We start from the raw sequence: 15,928 nt of genomic DNA, 5'->3' as shown, positions 1-15,928 counted from the left end.
ATTTTATAAGTATGTGGAGATAGTTGTTATGTTGAAAAATAAGGTAGGAAAGTTAAAAATCTTTACGGTAGACTATTCTATATTAAAAAATAATAAAATAATTAATAATTCCATAGTCATGCAATCCATTAATGATCCAGATGAAATTGTAAGGTTAGCTAAATTGGATATATCTACAAAGGAAAGAGTGTTCATTCAAAATGTAAAGATTTTAAGATTTAAGTCCATCCCATCTCATGGACATAATTTAGAATAGAAGAAACTCTTCCAAAAGGGAATTTGCCTACAATAGCAAAAGCTTCTTTTGACGATGTTATTGAGATATTTTACTTGTCTTATTAGATGCCTAGGGCATCTTTTTCTCTTTTCTCATATGTTCGCGGGCTATAGGAAGAGTCGAATTCCTATCTATCGTAATGCCACGAGAAGTCAAAACATGAAAAGGCCGAAAAGTTTTCTAAAAAACACTGTACATTCTTTCGGTCTCTTGTTTCATTTATATAACAATAGTGAAAATTGTTATTTTATGGAGGTTTTATATGTCGGATAAAGTGCCATTTTCATTTATAGTAGTTATTGGTTTAATGTTATTTGCTCTATTCTTCGGTGCAGGAAATTTAATTTTCCCACCAATGCTTGGTCAATCAGCAGGAATAAATATTTGGTCAGCTAATGCCGGATTTTTAGTAACCGGAGTTGGGTTACCGTTACTTGGTGTGTTAGCATTTGGTTTTTCGGGGAAAGATGATGTCCAGTCACTAGCGAGTCGCGTACACCCTGTGTTTGCTCTTGTGTTTACAACCGTACTTTATTTAGCGATTGGTCCTTTATTTTCCATACCAAGAGCAGGAACCGTTTCTTTTGAGATAGGCGTCAAACCTTTTTTGGCGGAAGATCTAGACCACATACCTTTATTTATTTTCACCATCATCTTTTTTAGCATCACATGCTTTTTCTCACTAAATCCTGTTAAAACTATCAATATTATCGGAAAATTCCTAACGCCTATTAAGTTAACATTTATTGGAATGCTTGTAGTGATGGCTTTTATTCATCCGATTGGCGATTTCCAGGCACCTACGAAGAACTATAAAATTCACTCATTTTTCAAGGGATTTCAGGAAGGTTATTTAACAATGGATGCTCTTGCAGCTTTTGTTTTTGGAATTATTATTATTAATGCTATTAAAGAAAAAGGCGCAAAAACAAAAAAACACATTATGACTATTTGTGCAAAAGCAACAGGAATTGCTGCTATTATCCTAATAACCATTTATACGGCTCTTTCTTACATGGGTGCTTCAAGTGTAGAAAAACTTGGACACTTAGATAACGGAGGTACTGTTTTGGTAAAAGTCTCGAATTATTATTTTGGAGCTTACGGTGGAATATTATTAGGATTAATGATTACGGTAGCTTGTTTAACAACTAGTGTAGGACTTGTTGCTTCTTGTTCTTCGTTCTTTCATAAACTATTTCCACAGGTACCTTATAAAATACTTGCTATTAGTCTATGTGGTTTTAGTGCAATCGTTGCTAACATCGGGTTAACACAGTTAATTGCTATTTCTATACCTCTATTAACAGCTATTTATCCATTAGCTATTGTATTGATATTATTAACTTTTTTTCATCCTTTATTTAAAGGAAAAACTGAAGTTTATCAAGGGAGCTTACTTTTGACATTTATTATTAGTCTATTTGATGGATTAAATACGGGTGGTATTCACATTTCATTTATTAATAGTTTCTTTATTAGAGTTCTCCCTATGTACAAAGTAGGACTAGGTTGGATTGTTCCAGCTATTATTGGAGGATTAATAGGTTTTAGCATAGTACAAGGAAAAATCCTTCTTAATTACAGGTCATCTAGACTGAATAAATAATAAATATTCTGATGCAAAGGTTACATCCATTTGAAAATAGGAGAAACTCGTCAAAAAGGAAGCTTTGTTCTTATTGAGCAAAGCTCCCTTTTTGACGAGTTTCTTCTGTCTTGAATGGGGTTCATTTTGTCTTAAAGCAAATCTCAGCATCTAGTTTATTAGATAACTTTTTAAATCCTCAAATGAATGCTTATATTTGAACATTTTATAAAGACTGTGATATGTTCTATATATACATACTATATATGCAGTAAGAAATGAGGTATTTACATATGAAAAAAGCTGAATTAATCGATGCAGTCGCAACAAAATCAGAACTAACGAAACAAGATACTAAAAAAGCTGTAGATGCATTGTTTGAAACGATTTCTAATACACTTGCTAATGAAGAAAAAATTCAATTGATTGGATTCGGCACATTTGAAGTACGTGAACGTGCAGCTCGTACCGGGCGTAATCCCCAAACTGGTGAAGAAATGACGATTCCAGCTTCAAAAGTTCCTGCGTTCAAACCCGGAAAAGAATTAAAAGAAGCTCTTAAATAAGTATAGGATGAATACTTTTCAGAAAGCCTCAAGGTTATTCCTTGGAGCTTTCTTTCATTTTTGACATCAAAATAAGCAAAGTTAAACTTGAAAGCTTACTTCGTTGATCCTGACGCTCCATAATCTTTAATCATTAATTTCACATCGTAGTTAATCGGAACTTCACTAAATGTTTGATCCCAATTCTCTTTAACCCTCATCCATACTCTAGGATGCTTAATTCTCAATCGATTTCCGAAACCCGCAACATCGACTTGATATTCTTTTTGCATTTTTTCTAGTACGTTTCTTACCAGATGCTTTACTTTTTTTTCTGAAGTTTTTTGTACGTTCTGCAAAAATTGATTGTTAAAAGTGCCCCCTGAGGTCATCCAACTTTCAGATAGCCTTCCCACTGATTCAATGTGTACATCAAAAGAGATATTATTTCCTTTCACATGGGGTTGAATGTGACTTTTCATAGACTCTATTTCATATACGATCAGCTGACCGGTATTTTCATCAAATTCTTTTACTAGGCCACCTTTTCCTTTACCTATGATCCAAGTCAGACCATCCAGTTCTTCCTCATTCAAAAAACCAATCATTTTGTTTGTTTTTCCTTTAATTATACCTGCACCCGCAAATTTGATTTCTCCATTTGCTGATACTACATTTTGCAACAGAAAACTAGACCGTGATTGGATCTGACTCTCTAGTTTAATAAGCGACATAGGAGGTAAAATTCTCGTTGTTCGATAGGCATTTTCCACCATTGCAGACAAACGAAATGCTGGGATCACTCCTGCTGTTTTTGATTCGAGTGTGTCGCTTGCTCTCCCTTTACTAATAAACATCAGACAACTTGGTCTAAAATCATTGTCACGAAGACTTTGATCCACTAATTGTTCCAAACTATACGATCGTGCAAGGGCCTCACCGATAACCATCACTTTCATATGGGGACTAGTTAAAGGAGTATCACTTCTTAAAGATAATTCACGAAGCATTTGAAAAGCAGAATCTCCTGTTTCAGACACATTCACATAAGATTTCTGTTGAGGACCTCCTTGTTTAGTGGTTGAACTTGCCACTTGTGGGGTGATAAGTTGATAGGTTGACGTAATTAGGTTCTTTCTCGCATATCCCCCTCCTTGTTCATCAAATTCTTTTTCAATCATGGACTCCTTCCCCTTATCAAGCGCCACACCTACCCCTAAACTTCTTTCTTCAATTTCATGACTACTCCAGCAGCCCGCCAGAGGAACGAGCAAAAAAACAGAAAGTAAAACCAATAAGAACTGTACGTGATTAGAGGTTTGTTTCATACTTTCTCCCCTTTACTTTTGAAATGATGAGAAGAAGCAACGGCAAAAAGCCAAATAAAACCAAGGCAGCGTTGCCAACCATATCCCCTACTTTAAATACATCATTGATGTTTTTGGGGATCATGGAAATAAGATAAATAACGGGAAGCACGCCATACATAAATGGATGAATGTTCTTTTGGAAAAGTTGAGATAGTCCTAATGAAGCAGCGTAATGGTTAACAGTAAAAGAAGTAAACATTTGCATAATCCATACCACCAGCAGCAAGGAATCAAAGCGTTCAAATATTAACCCAGTTAATTCATAACTTCTTATTAAATCAAGCGTAGGCCACGTTCTCGTAACCACTCCATCCACTGAGAACGCTCCGATCACCATTACAACAGTAATCACATAAATAAATAAAGGAATAGTAATTCCAACTAGTACAGCTTTTCCTGCTTTGTGTGGTTCTTTCATAAAAGCTAAAATGATTAACATGATTTCAGGACCCGTGAATGCAAGAGCAGTTGTTTTTATGCCTTTTAGCACCGGTGTGACACCTGAACCTAGTACTGGGCGCAGATTGTCTACTTCAAATATTTTGATACTCATAAAGGCAACAAGTAAAAAAAGAATAACCGTAATAGGTAATATAATCTCAAATAGACGAGCAATTGGATTTATCCCTCCTCTGATTAGGTAGAGACTTGCCCACATAAAGGGCATAATAATAGCCCATTTAGGGGTTCCTTCCAGCAATAGATATCCTGTTACTTCTGCCAATGAACGAGCATGAAACCCACCAAGTACTAAAAAATAACCTATTATGAAGAAACTAAATAACTTGCCCATCCATTTCCCTACAATTTCTTGGCTGTATTGATAAAAGTTTTTTTCAGGGAAGTGTTGACTTAATTTCACCATAATTACTCCTGCTATCATGGCAATTATTCCGCCTAAAATAACACTTAACCAAACATCTGGTGTTTTTACTTGTTCCGCAACTGTTCGGGGCAAGGTAAGAATTCCTGTTCCAAGTATAAAATTGATAACAACCACAGTTGCTTGAGGTGTCGTAATACGATCGTTTGAATTGATCATTACCCACAGTTCACTTCCTTTCATCATAAGCTACCCTTTTCGTAAGGCTGTTTCAATTGGGATTCTGCTGAAGAATCAGTCATCAATGATGACAAAATATGTTTATCAATAAGATCTTTATCTGATAGTCCTTCAACTAAGACAATGATGCTCGAATGCCGATACGTCCTATAATAAACTCCCTAAAATGAACGTCAGAGTTATGACCAATTTCTTTTCTAACTTCCTTTACATTTGAATTGAAATCACGTGTAAATGGATTAGCTAAATTTTTAGATATAGATTCTTGTTTGTTTTCATTTTCATCACTCTTCCTCTGAAGTACGAGTCCAATTAAACAATCTGGAGATTATATATGGGATGAAAAATGCCATTAACGCTTGCACAAAAATTTGCCACTCTGGAAGATAGGAAACCATTGATTTCCACATACTAATCACCCTATTTATCTTTATATTAAGGAGGGTCTAGACACAAACACCCTTAAAATATCGTTATTTACTCCATGGGAAATTCTTTTATTTACCAGGTAGTATTATTCTTCTCTTTATTTCTTATGCAAAGGGAAGTTAATCTGATTTGAATATAGGAGAAATTTATGAAAAGAAGCCTTTGCTCATGTTGAGCAAAGGCTTCTTTTGACGAGTTTCTTCTATATTATATTGTTTTTATTAAGATACAGATTTTAATTTCTCTGTTAAATGTAAAAAAGCTTCTTTATCTTTATTCTTTAAGGAATGATCAATTTCCTCGAGGATTTTACTTCTTTTGAAGTCATTCATCATTTCGTCCAAAAACAATTCAGCCAGCATTTCATCACGTAAATTTGGATCAACTCGCTCCATTCCGTTAAGTACATTATTTTCCATAAAACGTCAACCCCTTTATCTTTTCTCTTTTGCAAACAGTATTCCCTTTTGCCGTTTTTTTATGCAAGGTTGATAGATGAAGTGAGATATAGAGTAATATGCATGATTACGTTCCTATATTCCTTTTAGATATTTTTCATATTTTTTCAATTAGATAAAAAAGATATGACCACATAATTAATAACTAATTGATTAATGAGAAATAATGGTGATTAACAATTAATTTTATTTATTAGAGAAAGGATAAAAATTAGCTTTTAAAGATTAATGTTTTATTAATTACACTTATTTACGGAAAATAGAGACTTCCGCCTTTTATCATATACCAATCTATCTTCTACTTTCCTTTTAGGAAATCGATTTATCCCTTTAAACTTGCACATAAAATCCAAAAATACTTAATGTTTATATATTTTTAGTGAAATATTTTTAACTTTAAATACATAATCATTGTATTTTATATAAAGAAGTAAATGTATAAACTCTTTTATAAAAATTAAAGTTTCAATATTTACTCTAGTTGACGACAAATAAGAAGTTTTTCTACAAGGTATGTAATATTTAATGTTATTTTTAATAAAATACGTTAACTATTACTTCCATTGACAACATTAAATTAAATTTACTTAAAAATCTATATACCTTTTAATCTCGTATTATTTTCTATAAGATTATACAATTTATATTTAGAGAGAGAATAACTCTAATTTTAATCAATATTTCCACTCTGAATTCAGTCGATTCTCAATGCTTTCTTCTCTAGGACAGACTTTACTATGACCTATTTCATTACTATACCAATTAATTTTATGGTCAATCATTGCTTGATAAGACATCAATTGATTTATGTTTGACTGTATATATTCACTTTGATTTTTAAGCATTAATATGCGTTGTTCAATTGTTTCATCACCCTGCATTACGAGGGCCACAAATTCCTTTAGATCAGCAATAGTCATACCCGTAGCTCGAAAACAGCAAATATATTTAAGCCATTCAATATCTTTGGTTTCATAAATACGTCTGCCACTTTCATTTCGCTTAATAATTGGAGTAATACCTTCCTTTTCGTAATAGCGCAAAGTATGAATTGATAAGCCTGTTTGGTCTGATACTTGACTAATTGTGTAGCTCATAGTTAATACCTCCTGGCTCTTTATTATTTATTCTATCATTACCCGGAAGGTACGATCGGTTTAAAATGGTTGGCTTTTTCAAATTTTCAAATCAGTATAGAGTCAATTAACTATTAAATTTCTTGCAATTAAAGGCCCACTTACAAAAAAGTGAGCCACAAATATCAATATCCTTTTTTATTATATTTCTTGTTTAGTTGGTCTTACAATTATTTCATTGACAGCTATATTATCTGGTTGAGAAATTGCATATAAAATCGAATTAGCGATAGCCTCTGCAGGAAGTCCAAATTCCATAATTTGTTCTTCAATACCTTTTTTAATTTCTTGATTAGAAATGTAATTGACCAATTCTGTATCTACTGCTCCAGGTGAAATAATTGTTGTACGAACATTATTTTCTACTTCTTCTTGCCTTAACCCTTCAGTAATAGCCCTTACAGCAAATTTTGTACCTGAATATACAGCACTTGATGGAAAAGCTATGTGCCCTGCCACAGAAGAAACATTAATAATATGTCCTTGCTTTCTTGTTCTCATATAAGGAAGAACTGCAGCAATTCCATAAAGGACGCCTTTAATATTTACATCAATCATTTGTTCCCATTCTGTCACTCTTTTTTCATATAAATAAGAAAGTGGCATGAAACCAGCATTGTTGACCAAAACATCAATTTTCCCAAAGGTATCTAAGGTAAAGCTTGCAAGTTCTTCTACTTCTTGTTGAGAAGCAACATCCGTTACTTTATATTCAACTGTACCACCTTGTTTTTCAATTTCTGACTTGAGTTTTTGTAATCTTTCCTCGCGTCTTGCTGATAGTACAACTTTAGCTCCTTTATTAGCAAGTACTTTAGCAGTTGCTTCACCGATTCCACTTGATGCTCCAGTTAAAATAACTACCTTCTCTTCAACATTTAACATGTCTGATCAACCCTTTCTATTCTTAAGATGTTTCTAAGTATAATACCTAGAGCACGCTCTAGCTCAAGAGTTTTATAAAAAAATTTAGTTGCCCTAAAAAATAAAATTGTCCCAAAAGGTACGAGTTTTGGAACAAATAATAAAATGTGTGCTTTTTTAACGTTGCTCAGCAATTGGGTAAGGGAGGTAATCAGATGGTTCATCTCGAAATTGTAAGTTATGCCAGAACAACATGCCTCAAATGAATATTGACCAAAGGGATTATCTATTAAAAGGGATAAGATTGGAGGGAATAGAAAATGGATGTAAGGACACTTTTGTTACAACAATGGGCAATCTGCTTAGATAAAGAAGACTGGTTTCCACCACTTGAAAAAGTACTAGAGAATATTACTTTGGAACAGGCAATTTGGAAACCAGTTGAAGGGGCACATTCCATTTGGGAATTAGTTTGTCATTTACTTTTCTATGAAAAGAGAATTCTGTTACGCTTTCTAGGTGAAACAGCAAATGAACCAAAGGCAGAAAATAATGACGCTACATATCGATTACCAACTGAGACCTTTCAAAATTGGAAGGAAACAAAACAAGAATACTTTTCTGTTCATCGTGAACTTGAAAAAATACTAGCAAAATCAAAACTAGAAGATTTGTATAGACCGATTCCTGATGACAATCCATTAGTGCTTGAACTGAAGAGTTTAGTAATGCACGACGCATATCATATTGGGCAAATTGTATTCCTTAGTAAAATGCAAGGAGCTTGGGCAGGGAAACGCAGCTTTTAAAAAGTTTTATTAGCTTTACAGTTATTCCACTATAGAGCACTATTCCGAAGTGAGGATAAAAGTCCAATTTCTTAATTTTAATATTGAGAAATTGGACTTTTTATATTTATTTATAGTGCAAAATATCGCTTGAAAAAGGTGCAAAATAACTCCTAAAGTGACAATTTAGTTTATAAAATAAAGCTTTATGAACGCATAAAAAGTAATCCACCTTTATAGACGATATGTTATATTCAATTTTAGATCATTGCGTATTTGCAATAATGAATAACATTCTATATGCTGAGCAAACTACAAAAGAGCGTGGAAACTCCATCCATGTACAATTCTTTTTCTTTTTGCAAAAAAACTATCCTACTCGCATAGGATAGTTTTTTCATTTGCTGTTAGTATATTTTTTATGCGATTGAAACAAAATGCAATTAGAATGCCTTTCGACCTTTAGTATTCGAAACCTATTTTTTGGATGAAAAGCAAATTTTAAATTTGAGTCTATTCATTTCTTTTTTTAGACTGTATATCGTATCCTCTTATTAAGTAGGGGATTACTATATTTAAACTACTAGTCTCTTTTAATTTAGAGAAAGGGCTAGGCGTTATCTTGAAGGATAAGTTTTTATCCTTTCAGATATTCTTTCCCAAACTATGCAACCAGTCTTAAAGGATTCGTTAATATTTAATTGATAATTGCCCTTAAATCGATACATAATATCTCCTAATGGCCCTTTTACTTTTGCAAAAACAATGCGTTTATGAGGTCTTACTCTAGTGCCAATTCGTCCATCTACAATTCCTTTTAAATATCTCTGGTTTTCAACCTCATCTAGATTTCTTTCCAAAATGATAATTCCATCTTTAGAAATGGAATTATCCCAAGTGCCATTCGGGAATAACTTCGGAAACCATAACTCCGTATCTTTCTCATAGACATGGGATGCAGCTCCTTTTTGCCAGACTTTATAACGATGGCCAAAGCAGTTACATGCGTCAGCAATTGTGCGAAATGCAACATTATCATGTAACGAAATAAAGCCTCTTTCAATGTATGTCTGGGGACTTAGCTCTTTTTCTATATCCCAAGGCACAAACTTATCTTTCTCTTTTAATAATCTTTCTTTAATTTCCTGTACAATACCTTCTATTTGCTGATGAATACTAATTAACCCTTTTGTGACATCTATTCTTTTAACTTCGTGGTCAGTTACTCTGACTATATCTTCTTCTCTTGCCTTATCTGATTCGATATTTGTTTTGTGATGCCCCTCATCAATTTCTATATGTATACCTAACTGTGGAAAGTACATGTCGGTCAAAGCATATTTGCCGTCAGGTCGAATCACATATTGTTGTGTAATAAATTTAATATCTAAATTATCAAGACGATTCCAAATACGTGTAATAACATAATTTTCATCGTTTTTTTTGTTTGTTTTCGCCAACTGTGCTTTTATAAATTGATATTTATCCATTTTTTTATCCTTATAATCTAATATTCTCTCTATAATGGAGAAAATCTTCCATGCAAATATTTTTTATTTGGTTTTGATGATTGATCCTTAGGTTCATTCTGACCGTCTTTTATTTATCTTCCATTTGAAAAAGCATAGGGTTTACTGTCCTACTGTATTCGGTAAAGAATTCAGTCTTGAATTGTTCCCAACTTTCCCCAATACTTTCATAATACTTCCTCATAGTGTTATGTACACTAGTATCGGCTCCTATAACACGAAATGTTAAAGGGTTAGAAGGGTACATGTGTACACATCCCTCTGAACGAAGTTCAAGGGGCATTTCTAAAGAGAAAGTTATGTCTAGGTATTTGTCAATCACAATAAACTTCTTATTCGCTTTTTTTTCACTCTTTTTAAGTAACGTCGTATAAGATAAAGCACGTTCATTTTCAAAGACAATGTTATTAGAATGGCAACTAATATTTTTATAAAAAGTGTTACTCATTGGTGATTATTCCTCCATATGTATAGTTAAGTTGATATTATTCTATTTTAACTAAAAATAATACCTTATAATATTTGAAAAATTTTACACACCTTATACTAATTTCTAATTCGGATACATACTGGTACTATTAAACTGAAAAGATGTAGTTTTAAATATCTTAAATTAAAGGATAAGATATTTAGCAAAAAATAAAAATTATTAGGTATTAGTAAAATTAAAAGTAATATCTAATTTATTTAATTTATAAATGCTTTATCATTTGCTCATATTGTAGAAAAATTGGTTATTTGTCGTCATTAGGTGTAAATGTTGAAACTATAATTTACATAAAGAAGTTTAATTATTTACTTTTTGTATAGAATACATTTCTTTTATATTTTCAGTTAAATATATATTTTTAAAAAGATAATAACATTGAATGTTTATAAATCTTATGTTTGAATGTCTTTAATAAAACAATTTCTTAAAAGGTAAGTAGAGGATAGGCCTGTATACCATAAGAAGTAAAAGACACCGTTTGTCATTATTAAATAAAACAAACAGTGTAGGACTTATAAGTGCATGTTCTACACATTTTAATAAGTTATCCCCATCTATATTTTCCTATGTATGAAATAGGGTCAGGATGGATCCTTCCTGCTATTGTGGGTAGACTTGCAAGAGTTGGTATTAGTAAAGTTAATTATGGAGAAAAATTTTTTAGTGTAACAAGAGTTAAAAAATAACTAAATCTAAATTTTCAAGAAGTATGTAGACAAGAGATGGCATCAATAAATAAATTATTATTAATTGGAACAAACTCCTCAAGATGACTTGAGGAGTTTGTTCTTTAAATAAGATATGTGTAACAGAAAAGCTCACCCTAACGCACCAGGGATTTTTTCTATTTTTCTAATGAATTATTTATCTTCTTCTTTTAGTTAGGCAAGGCAATTGTCATCTACTATATCTTCATTAAGCTCACCTTTAACTGTATTCCATCTGATAAATCTTTCATCGTGCACACTTACGATATAGAAATATCTAGTTTTGAATTTATTTATATATCTTTTTCTGCTATTTTATCTATTTCTAAATTTTAAAAATCTTCAATCAACCCTTTTTTAATGCCTTTTACTACTGCTCCTACTCGTGAATCTACATCTAACTTTCTAATAATAGAAGAGATATGATATTCTACTGTTCTTTTACTAATTGAAAGATCCATACTAATTTCATAATTCGTCTTATCTTTGGAAATTAAAAGAAGTATCTTTTGCTCCGCAGAAGTAAGGGTTTCAAAGTCCTTCGTGCTAATCTGGTTTTTAGAGAATAGTATATAGCCCATATTACTTTGACGGATAGCATTTGCTAAATCGAAAGCAGATCTTTCTTTTGTAATATACGCACTAGCTCCTGCTTTAAATGCTGCATTGTAGTATTCCTCGTGATCATAGCCTGATAAAATGACAACTTTTATTTCTGGAAATTTAGACAAAAGTTCTTTTGTTAACTCAATTCCGTTAAATTCTTTCATACGAACATCTGTAACGACTACATCAGGGGATGTAGTTGCTACGACTTCTATTAAAGACGAGGGATCACTGACTGTATCTATAATCTCAATGTCTTCTTCGCTTTCGAGTAATCTTCTGATTCCTAACATTACGAGTAAATGATCATCCACTAGTAGCGTACGTATACTCATTTTTATCCTCCCAGTCCAATGGAATAGTAAATGTAACAAAAGTACCTTGTCCTTTATCAGAAGAAATTCTCATACTCCCATTTAATTCAGCAATTTGACGATGAATAGTTAGTAAACCAAGGTGGTTACCTTTACTAAAATCAAAGAAATTGTCTGGGACATCAAATCCTATGCCATCATCTTTTACGCTGCACTGGTAGAAACCATTCTCTTCTAAAATAAGAACCTTAATGTTTTTACCTTTTGAATGTTTAACAGCATTATTTAACAGCTCTTTTATTATTCGATAAACTTGTATTTCATGATTTTTAGAAATGATTTTGAACTCACAATTAAATTGAACATGAATTAAGATACTATAATTTAGTTCAAATTCTCGTTTTAAAGACTGTAAACTTGGCTCTAGACCCAAATCCTCCACGATGATAGGGTGGAGGTCATGACACATCTTTCGAATGTTATAAATCATTCCTTCAAGCTGATCATCCATTTCGTCTAGTAATGTTACTGAGAAATTCCTTTTTGTTTGCATTATTCTAACTTCATTCAATTGCAAAATAAGACTTTGAAGGATTTCATCGTGTAAGAAAATGGACAATCTTTTCCTCTCTTTTTCTAGAGACTGAATGACTTGGTGATTAAATTGGTTCCAGTTCTGAACTCTTGTCTTTGTTCGACGTATTTGTTTGTCATTAATATTGAGAATAGCTGCACTTGAAAGTATATCTGCTGATTCACATATTAGTTCTTTAAGCTCAATGAACTCTTTCCCTTGGAAGAGAGTATGGTTGTTTTTTTCACCTATAACAATAACACCTTGAACTAATTGGTTTATTGCGATTGGAAAACAGATTAAGTGATATTTTTCAAAATGCATATGTATGCTAGGGGTTTGATCTTCAACAAGAAGTATATCTTTTTCAAGTTTGTTTATTTCATTAAGAAAGTTAAATTGATTCATGGTTTGAAAAATGCCCGTCTCATGTAATGAATGATATATATTATTAGAATTCCACACAATGCATAAACCATTGATATCGAACTTCTGATGAATGACTTTTCCTATAATTTTTGCAAGATTTTTAGCATGTTTTTCTTTAGACAATGTTTGGAAAAGTTCAATTTCATTCAGGTCCGTGTTCTCTCTATTTTTTGTCTTCTTTTGTATAAAAGTGTTAATACCTATTTTATAAAGGAAAATAGATGCCCATGCAGATAAAAGGCCAACGCTACATATGACAAATAATTCTCTATTAGAAAGGTGCATAAATTGTTTAATTAAAATACTAAAAAGCAAAAAGTTAAGTATGTAATAAATCAATATATTAATCCACTTAGAAATTTCCAATTCAACTTCAATAATTTCATGCTTTACTAATAAGTAAGAAGTTGTCAGTGGGAAGACTATAATGCTGGGTAAACAATAGACAAAAGGTATTTGAGATTCTCCAAAAATCATTCCAGGTATTAAATTGAATAAAAAAAGTGGACCAAAGCTAAAAACAATTCCAAAGATCAAGATATATAACTGATTTCTTACTTTTAATGAATTAGTTTTTAGATGTAAAGAGATAAGAAAAATACAGCCCACAATACTAAAGAACAAGTTACCGATTAATAAAACTCTGTATATGTAAAAAAATTTAGAATGCTCTACATAACCAAGGTAATTGCAAATTAAGTACACTACAGATGACAGGGTTGAGAAAAGTAATGATGAAAAAATTATAATTTTCACATAATTAGGTTTAGTCGAAACTGGGAAGTGGGCGAAGAAACTTAGTAATAGGTAAGAGAGCATAAATACACTAATGATCTCTATAGTTTTAAAAACTGGTATATCCTGACTGGACAAAACAGAAGTAGAAATAGCAATACCAGAGACAGATGTTAATAAGAAGAAATTTTTTATCACGATGGATTTTTGTTTCTTAAAAAAGCTAAATAATCCGATGCTAAAAAATATCAAACTAATAACACTTGTTACATAAAAAGAATTTAAAGTTGCCGAATCCACAAATCTTCTAAAATCGCTTAGATATAAATAATAACCATTCGCCATAAAAATGATGATGTACAAAGTGCCTAAAGGCAAACAAATTAATAAATTATGCTTGTTCATGCTGTTGACTCCTTTGTAGAAATAAAGATTTGAAGTAGTTCATTTCTTTCTTTGAAGGCTTAAAATGTTCCTCTAAAAGCTTAAATGCCCTCATATAGTAAAACCTGGATAAGATATGACAATAATCGATAGAGCCAGATTGTTCTATGTATTCTCTTATCAACTGTCTTTTTAAAGGAGAGGTCATGATTTCTTCATCTTTTAACTTATGAAAGAATTCATCTTGTACTTCACAACTGTACTCATAAGCTTTTAAAAAAGGCAGATACGCTTTTAAATCTCGAAGATCACTTTTTTTGTCATTTAGCACGTCTGCAGCATCATTTCTCAATTGTCCAGCTATGCCTATATAATAAGTGATTTTTTTAAATATAAGTTGTGAAGGATCGATAGCTTGAGAAATTATCTCTGTTAATTTACCGGATTTTTGTTTAATCAGTTTAAAATACTCCTCTTCAGTAGGTATAACTCTTTTATTTATAGAGAAACGAAAGTGGAGGTCTTTCCATTCTCCACATCCTGAATCCATTATGAGGCTAAAGAGGCAATTGTCTTCATAAGAGTCTGATACAGGTCTGAGATAGAAGAAGCCTTTTGCCAGTAGATATTGAGAAATGAGTATAAGATATCGATCTTCATTTTGAAAGGTTGGAAGATTCGGATCATCAAGATCACATATATCATCTACTATGTCGGCAGATAAGAATATACATTCAATACCAAAAGCTTTTTCAAAATCTTCTTCTGTCATTTTTCTTCTTTTTAAAAAATAAGAGAGAGTAAGGTATAGTTCTCCCCATGAGAATCCTGAAAGTTCTTGGTTTAATAATTTTCCTCTTTTAGAGAGGTGCTTTAGAGCAAGAAGGTCTACTTCTGCTCTTCCACTTTGCTTATAGCTAGAAAGATGCTGGTTAATATGATCAATTAAATCGCTTCTAAACCCATTCATTTCCAACCTCGTTTTCTAAAACTAAACTTCTTGCATATTCATTTAATACAACTTTTTCTTCAGGTGACAGGGCATTCAAAGATGGACATAACTCATAATTTTCAAAGGTAAGATTATTTTTTTTCATCTCCATTAAAAAATTCCATAGTGTTTTAGTCATAAGAAAAACCCTCTTTCTAGAAAATGGTTATTAAACTACTATAAGTAAAAATGTACATTAGAACTATTTATTTTTCAATACTATACTTTTATGTATTTTTTTGCATATGCGGAAATTCACAAAATCTTATTGCGGTATATACGGATTCTTTATAAAAAAGCGTCTGGTAAATTAAATGTATAAGACATAGCGTCTTAATAAAAACTTTCTGGGGGAATGAAAAATGAATAACGTAAAAAACCTTTTTGATTTAGATGTACAAGTAACAACTGCTTCAAGTGATGTAGATCCACAAATTACAAGTGTATCTTTATGTACACCAGGTTGTGGAGATACAGGTAGCTGGAACAGCTTCTGCTGTTAATTAGTAATAGAGCTTTATAAGAAGGAAATGGAAAAGATGTAATTCTTAATAAAAACTTTCTGGGGGAATGAAAAATGAATAACGTAAAAAACCTTTTTGATTTAGATGTACAAGTAACAACTGCTTCAAGTGATGTAGATCCACAAAT

16 protein-coding genes and 1 pseudogene (1 of these 17 running past the window's edge) are annotated in these 15,928 nt (G+C 31.9%); 6 read left to right on the top strand and 11 right to left on the bottom strand.

The features are described 5' to 3' along the window. Nucleotides 1-28: 28 nt before the first annotated feature. From LAV82_RS25620 to hbs, 3 genes are all read left to right on the top strand, one after another. A complete protein-coding gene (locus LAV82_RS25620) occupies nt 29-256 on the top strand; it encodes a hypothetical protein (protein ID WP_074683997.1) in 228 nt (75 codons plus the stop codon). A 283-nt stretch (nt 257-539) separates the two neighbouring features. Next, nucleotides 540-1,886: a branched-chain amino acid transport system II carrier protein gene (gene brnQ / locus LAV82_RS25615; protein WP_499717192.1), complete on the top strand. Its 1,347-nt coding sequence runs from the start codon at nt 540-542 to the stop codon at nt 1,884-1,886. Nucleotides 1,887-2,158: 272 nt separating this feature from the next. Next, nucleotides 2,159-2,431, top strand: coding sequence for a non-specific DNA-binding protein Hbs (gene hbs / locus LAV82_RS25610; RefSeq protein WP_013083575.1), 273 nt, complete (start codon nt 2,159-2,161; stop codon nt 2,429-2,431). Nucleotides 2,432-2,526: 95 nt separating this feature from the next. Here the strand turns inward: hbs and LAV82_RS25605 are convergent, their stop codons facing one another. The 5 genes from LAV82_RS25605 to LAV82_RS25585 all read right to left on the bottom strand — a co-directional run bounded on the left by LAV82_RS25605 (nt 2,527) and on the right by LAV82_RS25585 (nt 7,751). Beyond that, nucleotides 2,527-3,738, bottom strand: a complete 1,212-nt coding sequence (locus LAV82_RS25605; RefSeq protein ID WP_499717191.1) for a Ger(x)C family spore germination protein — start codon at nt 3,736-3,738, stop codon at nt 2,527-2,529. Continuing rightward, a complete protein-coding gene (locus LAV82_RS25600; protein ID WP_499717190.1) occupies nt 3,722-4,849 on the bottom strand; it encodes a spore germination protein in 1,128 nt (375 codons plus the stop codon). Before LAV82_RS25600 ends, LAV82_RS25605 begins: the two co-directional genes overlap by 17 nt. 644 nt (nt 4,850-5,493) lie before the next feature. After that, entirely contained in the window at nt 5,494-5,691 is a 198-nt protein-coding gene (locus tag LAV82_RS25595) for an IDEAL domain-containing protein (protein ID WP_029325294.1), read from the bottom strand. A 713-nt stretch (nt 5,692-6,404) separates the two neighbouring features. Beyond that, entirely contained in the window at nt 6,405-6,827 is a 423-nt protein-coding gene (locus tag LAV82_RS25590; protein ID WP_098580555.1) for a MerR family transcriptional regulator, read from the bottom strand. Nucleotides 6,828-7,007: 180 nt separating this feature from the next. Further along, the gene (locus LAV82_RS25585) at nt 7,008-7,751 is read right to left on the bottom strand and encodes an SDR family oxidoreductase (protein ID WP_164798564.1); all 744 of its coding nucleotides are present in this window, start codon (nt 7,749-7,751) and stop codon (nt 7,008-7,010) included. A gap of 299 nt (nt 7,752-8,050) precedes the next feature. Between LAV82_RS25585 and LAV82_RS25580 the strand changes: the two genes are divergently transcribed. After that, complete coding sequence (locus tag LAV82_RS25580) at nt 8,051-8,539, top strand: DinB family protein (RefSeq protein ID WP_274158112.1); 489 nt, start codon at nt 8,051-8,053, stop codon at nt 8,537-8,539. A 596-nt stretch (nt 8,540-9,135) separates the two neighbouring features. Here LAV82_RS25580 and LAV82_RS25575 read toward each other — a convergent pair. The 6 genes from LAV82_RS25575 to LAV82_RS25550 form a co-directional block, all read right to left on the bottom strand. Continuing rightward, entirely contained in the window at nt 9,136-10,008 is an 873-nt protein-coding gene (locus LAV82_RS25575) for an AbaSI family restriction endonuclease (protein WP_164798562.1), read from the bottom strand. A 109-nt stretch (nt 10,009-10,117) separates the two neighbouring features. Further along, entirely contained in the window at nt 10,118-10,495 is a 378-nt protein-coding gene (locus LAV82_RS25570) for a hypothetical protein (protein ID WP_164798561.1), read from the bottom strand. Between the two features lie 1,081 nt (nt 10,496-11,576). After that, complete coding sequence (locus tag LAV82_RS25565) at nt 11,577-12,185, bottom strand: response regulator transcription factor (RefSeq protein ID WP_013060083.1); 609 nt, start codon at nt 12,183-12,185, stop codon at nt 11,577-11,579. Continuing rightward, complete coding sequence (locus LAV82_RS25560) at nt 12,157-14,307, bottom strand: sensor histidine kinase (RefSeq protein WP_013060082.1); 2,151 nt, start codon at nt 14,305-14,307, stop codon at nt 12,157-12,159. The genes LAV82_RS25565 and LAV82_RS25560 overlap by 29 nt, the downstream gene beginning before the upstream one ends. Next, nucleotides 14,294-15,256 (bottom strand): polyprenyl synthetase family protein, encoded by a 963-nt coding sequence (locus tag LAV82_RS25555; RefSeq protein ID WP_499717189.1) that lies wholly within the window; start codon nt 15,254-15,256, stop codon nt 14,294-14,296. The genes LAV82_RS25560 and LAV82_RS25555 overlap by 14 nt, the downstream gene beginning before the upstream one ends. Further along, nucleotides 15,243-15,416, bottom strand: coding sequence for a hypothetical protein (locus tag LAV82_RS25550; protein ID WP_013060080.1), 174 nt, complete (start codon nt 15,414-15,416; stop codon nt 15,243-15,245). The genes LAV82_RS25555 and LAV82_RS25550 overlap by 14 nt, the downstream gene beginning before the upstream one ends. Nucleotides 15,417-15,639: 223 nt before the next feature. Between LAV82_RS25550 and LAV82_RS25545 the strand changes: the two genes are divergently transcribed. Next, a complete protein-coding gene (locus LAV82_RS25545; RefSeq protein ID WP_013060079.1) occupies nt 15,640-15,780 on the top strand; it encodes a gallidermin family lantibiotic in 141 nt (46 codons plus the stop codon). A gap of 74 nt (nt 15,781-15,854) precedes the next feature. Beyond that, nucleotides 15,855-15,928: pseudogene (locus tag LAV82_RS25540) on the top strand (gallidermin family lantibiotic); it runs 154 nt beyond the window's last position.

It is taken from the genome of Bacillus sp. ILBB4 (assembly GCF_035064545.1).
Classification (GTDB): Bacteria; Bacillota; Bacilli; order Bacillales; family Bacillaceae_H; genus Priestia.
The sequence above is the reverse complement of the archived record's forward strand: the minus strand, read 5'-3'. Positions and strand labels throughout refer to the sequence as shown.